This window comes from Cobetia sp. AM6 (assembly GCF_009617955.1).
In the GTDB taxonomy this organism is placed as follows: domain Bacteria; phylum Pseudomonadota; class Gammaproteobacteria; order Pseudomonadales; family Halomonadaceae; genus Cobetia; species Cobetia amphilecti.
Genome location: NZ_AP021868.1, coordinates 3225055 through 3241189, shown reverse-complemented (window position 1 = coordinate 3241189; position 16135 = coordinate 3225055). Strand labels below are relative to the sequence as shown.

Annotated in this window: 12 protein-coding genes; 11 read left to right on the top strand and 1 reads right to left on the bottom strand. The window is 63.0% G+C overall.

The features are described 5' to 3' along the window. Positions 1-294: 294 nt before the first annotated feature. Positions 295-2595, top strand: coding sequence for a phosphoenolpyruvate--protein phosphotransferase (gene ptsP, locus CLAM6_RS13615; protein ID WP_153636392.1), 2301 nt, complete (start codon positions 295-297; stop codon positions 2593-2595). Here ptsP and CLAM6_RS13610 read toward each other — a convergent pair. Further along, on the bottom strand, positions 2588-3550 hold the full coding sequence (locus tag CLAM6_RS13610) for an NRDE family protein (RefSeq protein WP_153636391.1): 963 nt from the start codon (positions 3548-3550) through the stop codon (positions 2588-2590). The genes ptsP and CLAM6_RS13610 overlap by 8 nt on opposite strands. A 162-nt stretch (positions 3551-3712) precedes the next feature. Here CLAM6_RS13610 and CLAM6_RS13605 point away from each other — a divergent pair, with 162 nt between their 5' ends. The 10 genes from CLAM6_RS13605 to CLAM6_RS13560 all read left to right on the top strand — a co-directional run bounded on the left by CLAM6_RS13605 (position 3713) and on the right by CLAM6_RS13560 (position 16093). Beyond that, the gene (locus CLAM6_RS13605) at positions 3713-6526 is read left to right on the top strand and encodes a response regulator (protein ID WP_172978712.1); all 2814 of its coding nucleotides are present in this window, start codon (positions 3713-3715) and stop codon (positions 6524-6526) included. 73 nt (positions 6527-6599) lie between these two features. After that, the gene (locus tag CLAM6_RS13600) at positions 6600-7382 is read left to right on the top strand and encodes a sulfite exporter TauE/SafE family protein (protein WP_054555579.1); all 783 of its coding nucleotides are present in this window, start codon (positions 6600-6602) and stop codon (positions 7380-7382) included. A 127-nt stretch (positions 7383-7509) separates the two neighbouring features. After that, complete coding sequence (gene lgt, locus CLAM6_RS13595) at positions 7510-8313, top strand: prolipoprotein diacylglyceryl transferase (protein ID WP_153636389.1); 804 nt, start codon at positions 7510-7512, stop codon at positions 8311-8313. 213 nt (positions 8314-8526) lie between these two features. After that, positions 8527-9321 carry a thymidylate synthase gene (locus tag CLAM6_RS13590; protein ID WP_043331428.1) on the top strand — a complete coding sequence of 265 codons (795 nt, stop codon included), beginning with the start codon at positions 8527-8529 and terminating at the stop codon, positions 9319-9321. After that, positions 9318-9869 (top strand): dihydrofolate reductase, encoded by a 552-nt coding sequence (locus CLAM6_RS13585; protein ID WP_054555577.1) that lies wholly within the window; start codon positions 9318-9320, stop codon positions 9867-9869. The genes CLAM6_RS13590 and CLAM6_RS13585 overlap by 4 nt, the downstream gene beginning before the upstream one ends. A 103-nt stretch (positions 9870-9972) precedes the next feature. After that, positions 9973-10986: a ProQ/FINO family protein gene (locus CLAM6_RS13580; protein WP_153636960.1), complete on the top strand. Its 1014-nt coding sequence runs from the start codon at positions 9973-9975 to the stop codon at positions 10984-10986. Between the two features lie 419 nt (positions 10987-11405). Next, positions 11406-12395 carry a TRAP transporter substrate-binding protein gene (locus tag CLAM6_RS13575; RefSeq protein WP_153636388.1) on the top strand — a complete coding sequence of 330 codons (990 nt, stop codon included), beginning with the start codon at positions 11406-11408 and terminating at the stop codon, positions 12393-12395. Between the two features lie 97 nt (positions 12396-12492). Next, a complete protein-coding gene (locus CLAM6_RS13570) occupies positions 12493-13077 on the top strand; it encodes a TRAP transporter small permease (protein ID WP_153636387.1) in 585 nt (194 codons plus the stop codon). Next, on the top strand, positions 13074-14459 hold the full coding sequence (locus tag CLAM6_RS13565; protein ID WP_043331424.1) for a TRAP transporter large permease: 1386 nt from the start codon (positions 13074-13076) through the stop codon (positions 14457-14459). The genes CLAM6_RS13570 and CLAM6_RS13565 overlap by 4 nt, the downstream gene beginning before the upstream one ends. Before the next feature lie 605 nt (positions 14460-15064). After that, complete coding sequence (locus CLAM6_RS13560; protein WP_153636386.1) at positions 15065-16093, top strand: porin; 1029 nt, start codon at positions 15065-15067, stop codon at positions 16091-16093. Positions 16094-16135: the final 42 nt, after the last annotated feature.

Genomic DNA, 16135 nt, shown 5'->3' with positions numbered 1-16135 from the left:
GCTCAAGGCGCTCGCCGAGGGGCCATCGCTGCATGAGGCGCGGGGCGCCTGCGGGCCGTCTGGCGCCAGTGGCTCACCGGTCGCTACTGCCAACGCGGCGGCCAAGGGGCTCGATGGCACAGGTGCCGCTGACTCCGGAGCCGGTGACGCCAGCTCCGAGGGTCACGGGCGTCATTCGTCCGGCTGATGGCGTTGATGGGCGCGGGTGGCTGAGCGTGGGTCACGCCGCCTTGGCTGAGCAATCACCTTCTCGACGTCTTCGATGCGCGAGATACACCATGCTTGAGGTACTCCATGCTTGAGGTGCTACGTCGTATCGTTCAGGAGGTCAATGGCGCACGTTCTCTGGACGCGGCACTGGCGACCATGGTGTTGCGCATACGCAAGGCCATGAAGACGGACGTCTGCTCCGTCTATCTGCTGGCACCGGAAAGCGATCGCTTCGTGCTCAAGGACACCATCGGTCTGCGCTCGTCGTCGGTGGGGCAGGTCAGTCTGGCACGTGGCGAGGGCCTGGTCGGGATGGTGGCGCTCAGAGAAGAGCCGCTCAACCTCGAGGATGCGCCCGCACATCCCCAATTCCGTTATTTCGAGGAGACCGGAGAGGAGCGTTTCTCCAGCTTCCTCGGTGTCCCCATCATCCATCAGCGTCGCGTGCTCGGGGTGCTGGTCATCCAGCAGCACGAGAAGCGCCGTTTCGATGAAGGTGAGGAAGCCTTCCTTGTCACCCTCGGCGCGCAGCTGGCGGGAGTGCTGGCCCACGCCCTGGCCACCGGGGCGCTGGGCAAGCTGGCCGGTACCAGCGGCCAGGCGACCTTCTCCGGCGTGGCCGGCTCGCCTGGTATCGCCATCGGCAAGGCCTTCGTGCTGTCTCCGCCTGCCGACCTGGACGCCGTCCCCGACCTGATCCCCACCGATATCGAATTCGAGATCGCACGCCTCAAGGAGGCGATCAACGCCGTGCGCGAAGAGATTCGCGTCGCGGCGGAGCGCCTCGCCAGTCGTATCTCCACCCAGGAACATGCGCTGTTCGAGGTCTATCAGCAGATGCTGGGTGACGCGGCGCTGGGCCAGGAAGTCGAGAAGCGCATCCGTGAAGGACAGTGGGCGCCGGCGGCGCTGGCCGATATCGTGCGCCGCCATGTGCAGTATCTCGAGCGTGTCGATGACGACTATCTGCGCGAAAGAGCCGCCGACATACGGGATCTTGGGCGCCGCGTGTTGTCACACCTGCAGGAAGAGGGTGATAGCGGTCCGATCGAATACCCGGAAAACACCATCCTCATCGGTCACGAGATCAGCCCCGCCACGCTGGGGGAAGTCCCGCGTGAACGCCTCAAGGGGCTGGTCGCGGTCAGTGGCTCGAGTACCTCGCATGTCGCCATCCTGGCGCGTGCGATGGGGATTCCCACCGTGCTGGGCATGGTGGATCTTCCGTTGTCGCGACTGGGCGGTGCACCGGTCATTCTCGATGGTCACCGTGGTCGACTGGTAGTGCGTCCCGAGCTTGAGCTCGGCGCCTACTATTCACGGTTGATCGAGGAGGAGCAGGCGTTGAGTGCGCTGCTGGAACAGGAGCAGGATCTGCCAAGTGTGACCCCGGATGGTCATGTTCTGCCGCTGATGGTGAATACCGGCCTGGCGCTGGATTCCGTCGCGTCGCTCAAGTCGCGGGTCGGCGGGGTCGGGCTCTACCGCACCGAAGTACCGTTCATGATGAGTGACCGCTTCCCCAGCGAGCAGGAGCAGGCGCGTCTTTATCGTGAGCAGCTGCTGGGCTTCGCGCCGCTGCCGGTCACCATGCGCACGCTGGATATCGGCGGCGACAAGGACCTGCCCTATTTCCCGATCAACGAGGCCAATCCCTTCCTGGGCTGGCGGGGCATCCGGGTGACGCTCGATCACCCCGAGGTGCTGATGGTGCAGCTGCGGGCCATGCTGCGTGCCGCGGAAGGGCTGGACAATCTGCGCATCATGCTGCCGATGATCTCGGGAATCGAGGAAGTCGATGCGGCGCTGGCGCTGGTCAATCGGGCGCTGGTCGAGCTGGCCGAAGAGGGCATCAACGTCTCGCGACCGAGTGTCGGCGTGATGATCGAGGTGCCGGCGGCGCTCTATCAGCTGGAAGCGCTCGCCACCCGGGTCGACTTCTTCTCGGTGGGCTCCAACGATCTCACCCAGTATCTGCTGGCGGTGGACCGCAACAACCCGCGCGTGGCGAGTCTCTACGATGCCTGCCATCCGGCGGTGTTGCGCGCCCTTGCGCGTCTGGCGGAAGAGTCGCGTGCGCTCAAGATACCGGTGAGCGTCTGCGGTGAGCTGGCGGGCGACCCCGCCGGGGCCTTGCTGCTGCTGGGCATGGGCTTTGACAGTCTGTCGATGAATGCCCCGAGCCTGCCGCGCGTGCGTGCGGCCATTCGGCGGGTGTCACTGAGTGCGGCGCAGGGGCTGGTGGGCGAGGTGCTGTGTCAGCCCACCGCCGATGAGGTTCATGACCTGTTGCTCCACCGCCTGCAGGCCTGGGATCTGGCCCACCTGCTGCCGCCGCGCGACAACGCGCCTGTGGCACAGAAAGCCGGCGAGACGGCTAGCTGAGTCGCCAGCTGCCGATATCTCCTTTTTTGCCGCTCTCCGATGCGAGTGAGCGGGTCATGGCCCTGCGACTGGCGATGATGTGGCCCTCAGGGCTGAAGCGGCGCTCCAGCAGGGTCAGGGTCTGCACCACACCGGACGGATCAGTCGTATCCCTTGCCGGGTGGCGTTGCCAGCGCACCAGGGTCGAGGCCCGCGTGCCATATTCGGCGCTGACGATGAACGGGCTGGACAGCAGGGCTTCGCGTTCGGGCGAGAGTCCGGTGGCCGGTAGCTGAGTCGGCGCGGGCCGCCAGTCATCCTTGAGCAGGTCGAGCAGCGCGTCGTCGCTCAATGGCCGTGCGGTTGTCTGACCGGCACGGGCTGACGGGTCGAGGAGGGCTGTCAGGCGGCCACTCAGGCGTCGTTGCTTGGGCCAGTCGGTCTCGGGATGGCCATTGCTCAGGCTGTGGATGCCCGCGCTGAGGCGGCTCACCTCGGCCCCTTGTGGGCCATGATGCAGGCGCCACAACGCCTTGCCATCGCAGACCAGCAGGTTGCACCAGTCCACGGCCTCAAGCGTCAGCGCAGACAGCTTCTGTGCGTCCGCTCCCTCCAGTGCCGCGGGCACGCTCTCTCCCGCGACCAGTGCGCGCAACCAGTCTTCAAGGCGCCAGCGCGAGCATCGCCCCAGCGCCTGACGCGCCGCGGCCGCGACCAGCTGGCCACGGCTGATGCTGGCCGTCGGGGCAGGGTGGTCCAGCTGGCGCACGTTGGTCAGCGTGGCGAGGCTGCCGGCGGGGTGCATGACCAGCCAGCCGCCGCCGGCCACCAGGTCGCGTCCGCCGCACAGGACACCATCCGGCCACACGCAGAGCCCGGCGGTGGCGCGTGCGTGAAACTCATCCCGGTTGCCGATCAGTAACAGGCATTCGCCCTGCGGCGAGTCCGGTTGCCAGTCAAATGCCATCAGGCACATGTCGCCACTCCATCAGGGGGTCGGGAGAAAATAGCGCCTCTGTCACGCTGGCACTGCATGACGCCTGACGGCGGCTTGCGTATGCTGCTGCTTTGTCTCGACAGCTTGCGCTGGTCAGCGGTCGGGCTTGCCGACGCCTCACCTACAGGATGCTTTCAGATCATGTTCTCGCGCCGTGCTTCCTCTGTCGAGCCACCGCCTGCTGCGGCGGTGGCTTCGAATGCCCAGAATCCCGCCAGTGGCCTGGAGAAGGTCTGGGCGCGCATGATTCGGCTGACGGCTGGCCCGCTGCTGCTGGCGGAGCTGGCGGTGGCGTTGAGCTTTCTGGTCGGGGCCGCCGTGGTCTGGGACAGCACGCAGCATGCTGCCGTCGATAGCGCGCTGGGGGAGCTCCGGCAGGAGCATGCGCTGGCCACGGCGCTGGTCAGCGAGCGTCTGGAAACCCAACAGCGTCGCCTGCAGATTCTGGCGCGCTATGCACGGCGCCATCTCGACTTCGGCGCCAACGGGAGCAGCGCCTATGACGATGGCCTGGACCAGTTCTCGCTCACCGAGCAGGGCCAGCTGTTCAGACCGGTATCGCGTGGGGGGGCCGCACTCTACGGCGAATTCGCAGGGCCGTTGAGCGATGAGGATCGTGACGCCGGGCGGCGACTGATGCATATGCAGTGGCTGCTGTCGGACCTCTACTCGTCGGACCCCCTGATCTCACGCCTGTTCGTGAGTCTCGATAACAGCATGGTCATGCTCTATCCCTGGTTCAACGTGCTGGATGCCTTCGCGCCGGGCAGCGATTTCATGCCCTATACCGGCGTGCTGCCGGGCACCGTGCGTCAGCTTGCCGAGAACACCGACAATGGTGCGGCGCGCGTGGTCTGGCTACCGCCGCATCCGGGGCCTGCCGGTCTGCCGCAGATCACGGCGCTGGCAGAGGTCTCTCTCAGCAATGGCCAGAAGGCGCGTGTCGGGCTGGATCTCGCGCTGCCGCAGATGGAGGCGCGCCTGCTGCTGCCGGGGCATGCCCCCTCGGATGCCTTCTGGCTGGTCGATGACCACCTGAACGTCTGGGCGGCCAGCAGCAATGTCGGCGACGGCCATTCCCGGGAGCTGCCCGCGGATATCGCCCGCGCGATGGATACCAGCCTACGCGGTGCCACGCTGGACGACCCGCACGGGAATCAGGTGGTGGTGTGGGACAGCTTGCCGGTCACTGGTTGGCGTCTGGTGTCCAGCACGCGACTCGAGGTGCCCGGTCAGGTGCCGCTGCTGACCCTGTTGCTGGGCAGTGGTGGCGCGCTGCTGCTGGTGTTTGCCGTCGTCATGCTCATCTTGCAATGGCGGCTCAGGCGCATGGACCAGCGCCTGGGGCAGCCCTTGGAGTGGTTGGCGCGCCAGAGCGAGCGTATCGAGAACGGTGAGGTGATGGAGGAGTACCCGCCGGTGGGGCGGCAGGCCTATCCGGCGGATGACATCCTGCGTCGCCATCGTGGGGCCGTGGCCTTGCTGCGTCGTGGTCGCGGCCATGAGCTGGATGCCTTGCCGCTGCCGGCCTTCGTGATGCGCCATGGACTGTTGGCGATGGCCAACCCGGCCTTCGAGAAGCTGTTCGGACTGGTATTGCATGAGGCGCTGGGCCGGTCGGTGGGCAGCTTGCTGATGCTGGAGCCCAACCCCAGCGTGCCCAGCAGTCGTGAACTCCGGGTACATGACGCCGAGGGGCGCATGCGGCGCATGCGCCTCGAGCTGTGTCGCTTCAACAATGACCCGGCGCAGGTGCTCGGCGTGATGATCGATGAGTCAGAGCACGATCAGGCCAGCCAGCAGTTACTGGTCGCGCGTGACCGTGCCCGCGAAGAAGCGCGTCTGAAGAGTGATTATCTGGACATGCTGCACGCTGAGCTGACGCCGCCGCTGCAAGGGCTGGTGCGCAAGCTTGGTCAGCTCAGGCGTGAGCGTCATATCGAGGATGCCGAGCTCAGCCTGCTGCAGGGCCGCCTCGACAGCGTGGCGCAACTGCTGGATGCCCTGACCGAGCGCGAGGAAGTGGTACGGACGCCGCTGGAAGAGAATGACTTCTCGCCGACCGAGACGCTGGGGGCGCTGCTCGAGGACATGCAGCAGCGCCATCATGATGTCGGCTGCCCCTTCGAGTGGCAGCTGGGGCCGATGCCGGAGGCCTTGCGCGGTGATGTGCGCCGCCTCGCGCAGCTGTTCGAGCATCTGGCGGAAGGCTGCGTGCGTCACGAAAGCGCCAGTCATCAATCTCTGCTGCTTGAGCTGCAGCAAGCCTGTGAGCTGCCGGCCTGTCGCGATGCAGCGTTCTCTGCAGAGGGTTCCGACGACGAGGGCGCTGGCTGTTGCTGTCTGCGGCTCGAGCTGCGTGGACATGTCGGCCTCGATATCGGTCATCAATCGCCCTCGAGCCTTGTCATGGCGCGGCGCTTGATCGACGAGCTGGGCGGCAGCTATCGACAGATCAACCTGGACGACGAGCAGGCGCTGGAAATCCTGCTGCCGATGACATGGCCGGGCAAGCCGACCGAAACCCGCATCCTGGTGGTCGATGACGGGCCGGTGAATGCGATGCTGGCGCGCACGGTGCTCGGTCGTCAGGGGTTGTTGGTCGATACCGCCAGCAGCGGCGAAGAGGCGCTGGCCGCTCGTGGACAGCATTTCTACGCGCTGGTGTTCATGGATATCTTCATGCCCGGCATGGATGGCGTCAGTGTCAGCCAGCGCTGGCGCGAGCAGGAAGCCGCCGCCGGCAGTGAGCGGCGCAGTGTCATCATCGCGCTGACCGCCAATGCCAGTGAAGCCGATCGCGAGCGCTTCTTCGCTGCCGGGCTGGATGATTATCTGGGCAAGCCCTACCGGCCTCAGGCGCTGATCGACAAGGTCAGCATGTGGCTGCCTGACGTGACGCTGACGCCACGCGCGTCCGGCAGCGGCGAAGGTCCAGCATCAACAGACGGCTGACGGTCATGGCGCTGAGAGGCCCGGGCCACTCTCGGCGGACAGTCACCCCAATGCAGCATGAAAGGAGTCGGGTATGTGGTGGTGGTATCCCTTGCTGGGCGCAGTCGCCGGCATGATTGCGGGGTTGTTCGGGATCGGCGGAGGGCTCGTCATCGTGCCGGTACTGGCCGCGGCCTTCGTGCTGCAAGGGGTCGCGCCGGAGGTATTGATGCACCTGGCGATCGGCACCTCGCTGGCCACTATCGTGGTGACCTCGCTGTCGTCGGCGCGGGCACATCATGAGCGCGGTGCGGTGCGCCTCGATTGGCTCAAACGCCTGTTGCCGGGGCTGGTGGTCGGCACCGGGCTGGGCGTGGTGCTGGCCAGTGAGTTGAGCGGTGAGACGCTCAAGCTGGCCTTCGGCGTCTTCGTGCTGCTGGTGGCGGCCAAGCTCGGGCTGGATCTCAAGGTGGGCCAGATGGCCCAGGCGCCCGGTCGGGTCGGTCAGTTCGTGGGTGGCAGTACCGTCGGCGTGATTTCCTCGCTGTTCGGCATCGGTGGCGGCACGGTGATGGTGCCGATGCTTTCCAGCTGGCAGGCGCGCATGACAGAAGCGGTGGGGACCGCCGCCGCGGCAGGCTTTCCCATCGCGCTGACCGCCGCACTGACCAACATCGTGGTCGGTTGGCATGCCCCCAATCTGCCGGAGCACGCCATCGGCTATGTCCATTGGGTGGCGTGGCTGGGCATCGTGCTGGCGTCCGTGCCGTTTGCGCGCCTCGGGGCGCGGCTGGCGCATGCCTTGCCGGCTCTGCTGCTCAAGCGCCTGTTCGCGCTGATTCTGGTCATCGTCGGACTGCGGTTTCTGCTGGCGTGAGCGGGAATGCGCTGCTTCAGGCAGGTCGTGTTCATGCTTTGACTGTTATGCTCTGCCCGCCTGAGAGGCGATGACTGCATCGCCCAGTACGTTGGTAGAGCCCGACTTCCTCATTCAAGGTTTTCACATGTTGCAATATCCTGAGATCGACCCCGTGGCGCTGGCGCTGGGGCCCTTCAAGATTCATTGGTACGGGTTGATGTACGTGATCGGTTTCGCGGCGGCCTGGGGGCTGGCACGAGCACGTCGCGCACGCGTCGGCCTGAGTCAGGACGCGGTAGGCGACCTGATCTTCTTCGGCGCCCTGGGCGTGGTGCTGGGTGGCCGCCTGGGGTACGCGCTCTTCTATGGCTTCGACAAGCTGCTGGTGGACCCTGTGTGGATCTTCAAGGTCTGGGATGGCGGCATGAGCTTCCATGGCGGTCTGCTAGGCGTGTTGATCGCGATGCTGATGTTCGCGCGTCGCCATCAGCTGACCTTCTTCCAGCTGACCGATTTCATCGCGCCGATGGTGCCGATCGGTCTCGGCGCAGGGCGGCTGGGCAACTTCATCAATCAGGAGCTGCCGGGGCGCATCACCGATGTCTCCTGGGGCATGGTCTATCCGCTCTACGGGCCGGAACCGCGTCATCCCTCGCAGCTCTATCAGTTTGCACTGGAAGGCGTCGCGCTGTTCGCCATCCTGTGGTTCGTCTCGCGTGAACCGCGTCAGAAGGGCTTGATCTCCGGTCTGTTCCTGCTCTGCTACGGCTGCTTCCGGTTCATCACCGAATTCTTCCGTCAGCCGGACTCCCAGCTCGGCTTCATCGCCTTCGACTGGCTGACCATGGGCCAGCTGCTGTCGCTGCCGATGGTGCTGTTCGGGCTGCTGTTGATGGCCTGGTCGCGCGGTCAGGAAGTGGCGCAGCCGCCGGTGCCTCGCGCCTCCTGAGGGGCAATGCAGGCGTGAATACAGGGGGCATTCGGTGTAAACTCACCCCCTGCCAGATACGCAAGAACGCGGCCATCGGGCCGCGTTCTTGCGTATCTGGCAGCGTCAAATATCGTCAAGTGAACGATTCGAATTCATGAAGAGGCTGGTGCAGGGCGATCCACGGCTCCGCTCGCCGCGCCAGCCTCTGACACGCCGTACGGACTCGCCACCATGCAACCCTATCTAGATCTGATGCGCCATGTGCTGGAAAACGGCACACAAAAGGGCGATCGCACCGGCACCGGCACCCTGAGTGTCTTCGGCCACCAGATGCGCTTTGATCTGGCCGAAGGCTTTCCGCTGGTCACGACCAAGAAGCTGCACCTGCGCTCGATCATCCACGAGCTGCTGTGGTTCCTGAAGGGCGATACCAACATCGCTTACCTGAAGGAAAACGGCGTGCGTATCTGGGACGAGTGGGCCGATGAGAATGGCGACCTCGGGCCGGTATACGGTTACCAGTGGCGCAGCTGGCCGAACCCGCAAGGCGGTTCCGTCGACCAGATCAGCCAGCTGATCGAGCAGATCAAGACCAACCCGGATTCGCGCCGCCTGATGGTCTCGGCCTGGAACCCGGCGCTGGTGGACGAGATGGCGCTGCCGCCCTGTCATGCACTGTTCCAGTTCTACGTCGCCGATGGTCGCCTGTCCTGCCAGCTCTATCAGCGCAGCGCGGACATCTTCCTCGGCGTGCCGTTCAACATCGCAAGCTATGCGCTGCTGACCCAGATGGTCGCGCAGGTGTGTGGCCTCAAGCCGGGCGAGTTCATCCACACCCTCGGCGATGCCCACCTTTACAGCAATCATCTCGAGCAGGCGCGTGAGCAGTTGACGCGTGAGCCGTTGGCGCTGCCGCAGCTGGTGTTGAATCCGGAAGTCACGGATCTGTTCGACTTCACCTTCGATGACATTGCCATCGAAGGCTATGAATCCCATCCGCATATCAAGGCGCAGGTGGCTGTATGAGCGATAATGAATTCTCCCCGCTGACGGCGGCGGCTGACACCGTCGTGCCCGTCGCGATGATTGCTGCCATGTCGGTCAACCGCGTGATCGGCGTCGACAATCAGTTGCCGTGGTACCTGCCGGAAGACCTGAAGTTCTTCAAGCATGTCACCCAGGGCAAGCCGGTGATCATGGGACGCAAGACCTTCGCCTCCATCGGCAGGCCGCTGCCCAACCGCCTCAACATCGTGGTCACGCGTGACAGCGAGTTCAGTCACGATGGCGTGCGGGTCTGCAGTGACCTGGCCGCCGCGCTAAGCATGGCGGACCACCACGCGATGATCGAGGGCGTGGACGAGATCATGGTGATCGGTGGCGGTCAGATCTACGCCCAGGCGCTGCCGGTGGCGACGCGCCTCTATCTCACCGAGGTTGCGGTCGAGATCGAGGGCGATGCCCATTTCCCGGCGCTGGATGCGAGCTGGCAGGAAGCGCAGCGCGTCCCGGGGGAGAGTGGTGAGGGTCTGCCGGCCTATGACTTCGTGCGCTTCGAGCGCCGCGACGTCTGAGCCACTGGCTGGCCGGCGTGACCTTTACAGTCAGCAGGTACTGACACAGACTGGTGCCAAACGGAACTGCCCATAGCGTGCAAGGGAGGCTCAGGCCTTGACGATGGATCGCCTCGAAGCGCTGTATTCTGCGCTTGAACATGAAGCCGACACACAGCGACAGCAGCGTGACACAGAGCGCCAGGCCCGTGCGGCCCTGGAGTCGGAAAATGCCCGCCTGCGCGATGCGCTGGCCCAGCTGGAGCAGCAGGCGGCGTCTGCAGCCACGGCAGATGCCGATGCGTATCAGCATGCCCTGGCAGAAGCCGAGCGTGCACTGGCCGCGGAGCGTCATGAGCGTGAGCAGCTCGCTGAGCAACTCGCGGCGGCGCGCCAGACACTGCAGGAGCAGCAGGCGCAGTTAAGCGCGGTGAATGAGGCGTTGCTGGCGCGAGATGCGCAATTGCGCGAACTGGCTGAGCAGGCTGAGCAGGCTTCTGCACCGCAATTCTCCACGAATGCGGAGTCGGGTCTGGCAGCGCAGCAGGAGGCGCAGGCAGAACGCCTGGCCTCAGAGCGCCTGAACGTGAGTCAGCCGGCAGCTGCCGCGCAGACAACGACGGCTGCTGATTCGTCCGAGGCTCAGGCGTCGCAAGCCCAGACGCCGCAAGCTCAGGTACCGCAGGAGCAGGAAGCGCAGCAGCAGAACGAGGCTGAGCAGGGCGAGGCCCCGCAAGCACAGCAGGCTTCTCAGCCTGAGTCGGCGCCTTCTCCCCATGCGCTGCTCAAGCAGTGGTACAAGCGCTATCCGGATACCTTCTTCAAGGGCCACACCCGGCCGCTGAAGATCGGCATCCATATCGAGCTGCTGGAAAACGAGCCCTGGGATGACAAGCTGGTGCGACGCGCGCTGGCGGGTTATGTCCATCTGCCGCGGTATCTGAAGGCGGTACGGGCGGGCACGCAGCGCGTGGACCTCTCGGGTCAGTCGGTGGGTGCCGTGACGGAAGATGAGGCACGCCATGCCCGTCAGCAGCTCGATGAGCTGACGCGTCAACAGAAGGCGCGGGAAGAGCAGGCGACCGATCAGCGTATCAGCCACAAGCTCAGCGAGCTGATGACCAAGCACCGCCCCTGAACACAGTCCTCGAGAACCGTCCCTGAGAACCGTTCCTGAGAATGTGTTGGCAGGTGATGTGACAGCTGGTGAAGACGCTCGATCGACAATGATCGGTGCTAACAGACAAGGCCCCTGTGCGGATTCCCGCACAGGGGCCTTGTCGTTGGTGGGCGGAAATCCGCACAACTCCTCACAGATCGCCGGCGGCCCGCGGAATTCGGCTCACTTGTGCGCGAGTTGTATGCGAACTGTGCGTCTTCAACTTATTGAATTGTCAGGATTGTCTCGTCTATCTGGCGGCTGTGGCGCAATGCTCGCAGGGTCTCGGCTATCCCTGCTCGCGCCGCACCTCTGCGCGGCTTCGTGTCGGAGCCGCGCAGACGGGATATCGAATGCCCTACAAGACCAACAATATCCGCAATTCAAGAGGATTCGCCATGCGCCTTATCAAGCCAGCCCTGACCGCCCTGAGTGCTGCCATCCTGTTTGCCTCAGCGACGGCCATGGCCGACCCGATCACCATCAAGTTTTCCCATGTGGTGGCGGAAAATACCCCCAAGGGCCAGATGGGCAAGAAATTCCAGCAACTGGTGGAGGAGCGACTGGGCGACAAGGTGGAAGTCGAGCTCTACCCCAGTTCGCAGCTGTACGGGGACGACAAGGTGCTGGAAGCCATGCTGCTGGGCGATGTGCAGCTGGCGGCACCGTCATTGTCCAAGTTCCAGAAATATACCGATCAGCTGCAGGTCTTCGATCTGCCCTTCCTGTTCAAGGACATGGGCGCTGTCGAACGCTTCCAGAGCAGCGAGACGGGCCAGTCATTGCTGACGTCGCTGGAATCCAAGGGGTTGGTGGGGCTCGGTTATCTGCATAACGGCATGAAGCAGCTGTCCGCGTCATCGCCGCTCAAGACACCGGGGGATGCCGACGGCAAGAAATTCCGCATCATGACCTCCGATGTGCTCGAGGCCCAGTTTGACGCGGTGGATGCCGTCTCGCTGAAGAAGCCGTTCTCCGAGGTCTTCATCCTGCTGCAGACCAAGGCCATCGACGGTCAGGAGAATACCTACTCCAACATCTACTCCCAGAAGTTCTTCGAGGTGCAGCCGTACATCACCGAATCCAACCACGGCGTGCTGGATTATATGGTGGTGTCTTCGGCGCGCTTCTGGAATGGCCTGCCGGATGACGTGCGTGGTGAGGTCAAGTCGGCGCTCGATGAGGCCATCGTCTACGGCAACCAGCTCTCCGAAGCCAAGAACATGGAGGCCAAGCAGGCCATCCTCGATTCAGGCCAGAGCGAGATCATCACGCTCGACGATGCCCAGCGTCAGCAGTGGGTCGACGCCATGAAGCCGGTATGGGGCGAGTTTGCCGACGACATCGGTCAGGACATCGTCGACGCCGCGGAAGCTGCTAACCAGTAAGCCATCAGGCCATCCATCACTTGCCCCATCTTGAGCGCCAGGACATCGGCGATCTCGCGTGGGGCAAGTGTCCTTGAGCGACATGAGGATTTTTGCCATGGCACTACGATGGCTTCACAAGGCGGAAGAGACGCTGTTCTCGCTGCTGCTGGTAGCGATGGTGCTGCTGGTCTTCGTCGAGGTGGTGTTGCGCTTCGTCTTCAATACCGGCATCAGCTGGTCACAGGAGGCCACGCTGTATCTGGCGGGCTGGTTCGTGCTGATCGGCGTGTCCTGGGGCGTCAAGCAGGGCGCGCACATCGGCGTGGATGTCGTGGTCAAGATGCTGCCGATGCTCTGGCAGCGCGTGGCGACCTTGCTGGCGCTGGCGATCTGCATGGCGTACTGCGTGATGCTGCTGGTCGGCAGTTATGAATATCTCTCGCTGATGAAGATGATCGGCATCGAGCTTGAGGACATCGCGATTCCCAAGTGGTACGCCCTCACCATTCTGCCCATTGCCATGTTGCTGCTGATGCTGCGCTTTGCTGTACTGGGCTGGAAGGTGATTCGTGGCGATGCCAGTGGCTTCGGCTTTCATGACGAAGGCGAGGACAGCATGCATCTGGTGCAGTCGGACGCGCCGGATGGCCAAGACAACGGCGATGCTGGCCGTGACAGTGATCAGGGAACACCACGATGACCATAGCCACTCTGTTTGCGCTGCTGTTCGGCGGCATCTTTCTCGGCATGCCGATCGCCTTTGCGCTGGGCTTCTCGAGTGTCACCACGATCCTGCTGTTTTCCAGTGACTCACTGGGGTCGGTGGCGATCAAGCTGTTCGAAGCCCTGTCGCATCACTACACCCTGCTGGCGATCCCGTTCTTCATTCTCTCCAGCACCTTTCTCTCGACCGGTGGCGTGGCACGTCGCCTGATCACCTTCGCCACCGATGCCATCGGCCACGTGCGCGGTGGACTGGCGATGGCCTCCGTATTGGCATGCATGCTGTTTGCCGCCGTGTCCGGCTCTTCTCCGGCCACGGTGGCGGCGATCGGCTCCATCGTGATCGCGGGCATGGTGCGCCAGGGCTATACCGAGTCCTTCGCGGCGGGCGTGATCACCAATGCCGGGACACTGGGCATCCTGATTCCGCCGTCCATCGTGATGCTGGTGTATTCCGCCGCCACGGAAGTCTCGGCGGCCAAGATGTTCATGGCAGGTCTGATTCCGGGCCTCCTGATGGGCGGTATTTTGATGGTCGCCATCTATATCGCGGCGCGGATCAAGAAGTTGCCGGCTCAGCCTTTCCCCGGCGTACGGGTGCTTGCGCGCTCTGGCCTGATCGCCATGGGCGGTCTGATGTTGATCTTCATCGTGCTGGGCTCGATCTATGGCGGCGTGGCCAGTCCCACCGAAGCCGCGGCCGTGGCCACGGTGTATGCCTGGTTCATCGCCGTGGTGGGCTATCGCGACATGGGGCCGTTGAAGAACGTGCCGTGGCGCAAGGGCAACGAAGCCTGGGGGAGTGCGGGGTTGCGCGCGCTGTGGCAGGTGCCTGCCGGGCTTCTGGGGTCCTTCACCGATCAGGAGGTCAAGAAGGTGGTACTGGATGGCGCGCGCGTCTCGATGATGCTGTTGTTCATCATCGCCAACGCGATGCTGTTCGCGCATGTACTGACCACGGAGCGCATTCCGCACACCATCGCCGAAACCATCATCGGCTGGGGGCTGCCGGCGTGGGGCTTCCTGATCGTGATGAATCTGCTGCTGCTGGCGGCGGGCAACTTCATGGAGCCCTCGGCCATTCTGCTGATCATGGCGCCAATCCTGTTCCCCATCGCGACGCAGCTGGGGATCGACCCGATCCATCTCGGCATCATCATGGTGGTCAACATGGAGATCGGCATGCTGACACCCCCCGTAGGGCTGAACCTCTTCGTGACGGCGGGGATCACCGGCAAGCCGATGACCTGGGTCATTCGGGCAGCATTGCCGTGGTTGTCGCTGTTGCTGCTGTTCCTGGTGTTGATCACCTATGTGCCGGCTATCTCGCTGTTCCTGCCCAACTGGTTGAGCAGTTGAGGATCACTGCCTGCTGACAAGGTGCGATGGAAAGATTGATTGATGACAGAGCTTGATGACAGAGCTTGATGACAGGGAGGGCGACTGGGCTTGTTGACTGGATTTGATGATTGAGTTTGATGACCGATATTGATAGCAGACTCATGAATGAATCATTGGCACAGGGACGGTGCCTTTCATGAAGATAAAGCTGAGAGGAAACCACAACTTGGCATCAGACAAGCACAGCAGTTGACGGGTATTTGTTCTGCGACTTTTGTCGCAAGCGAGGTTTTTCCACAATGAATCCGGGATTAACGCTCAGCGATGCGCTCGGTGATGCAGGAATCCGCGTCAAGACGCATGGTTGTCATGAATCCTTCATTCTTGAGCCCTAGAGTATGCTCACGCCAGACAACCGACCGATGGATAGGTTCAGGAGTGGTGATCGAAAACAGTGTTTTTTTCTGTTGCACATCCTGAAAGCCCGGTATATGGTTTCCCTGCGAGCATTGGATAATAACTAGGCCACAGAGTTTTAGAGGCGTCATCAAGCGCCCGGAACCTTGGTCACTGCCATCGGCAGACACGATCGAACAGTTAACGCTAGTTAAGGAACTATCGCGATGAAAAAGACACTTCTGGCTACTGCCATCGCCGGCGCTGCTGCCCTGGCTGCTACTTCTGCTTCCGCTGCTACTGTCTACAACCAGGACGGTACCAAGCTGGACATCTACGGTAACGTGCAGCTGGCATACACTTATGTCGACCAGCTCGGCGGTGATCCGGAAAGCGAACTGGGTGACAACGGTTCTACCTTCGGTGCCAAGGGCGAGCACAAGATCAACGACGATATCGTTGGTTACTTCAAGGCTGAGTGGGAATACGACGCTGACGAATCCAAGGGCGGCGGCAACGGCCTGAACGATGGCGACCAGTCCTACGTCGGTGCCAAGGGCTCCTTCGGTGACGCGCGTATCGGTTCCTGGGATCAGCTGATGGATGACTGGATCCAGGATCCGATCTCCAACAACGAATACTTCGACCTGACTGACTCCAGCTCCCAGATCACTGGCGACAGCCAGACTCGTGAAGGCAACAAGCTGCAGTACATGTCTCCGGTCATGGGCGGCATGCAGTTCGCCGTCGGTTCCAACTTCGAAGGCGATGGCGAAGACGAGAACATCACCGATTCCAATCAGGCGTCCTTCTTCGCTGGTGCCAAGTACACCGTCGGCGGTTTCTCCCTCGCCGCTGTGTATGACAACCTGGACCAGTTCGAAGCCACCAACGGCAGCGACATCGGTGACCAGTACGGTATCACCGGTCAGTACACCGTCGATGCCCTGCGTATCGCCGTCAAGGCTGAGCGTTTCGCGGGTGAAGAAGATGACACCGACGTCGACTACTACGGTATCGGCGCGCGTTACGGCTACGGCATGGGCGACGTCTACGGCGGCTACCAGTATGTCGACGCTGAAGACGCTTCCACCGTGGCTACTGAAAACGGTGGCGACGACAGCTTCAACGAATTCAACCTGGGTGTGACTTACAACATCTCTTCCGCGATGTACACCTACATTGAATACGCCCAGTACGATCGTTCTGGCGATGCTAGTGACGGCGCTGCAGTCGGCATCTACTACGGCTTCTAAGACGTCTTCAATCGTCTAGCAAGCTAACGAAAGCCGGTCCCT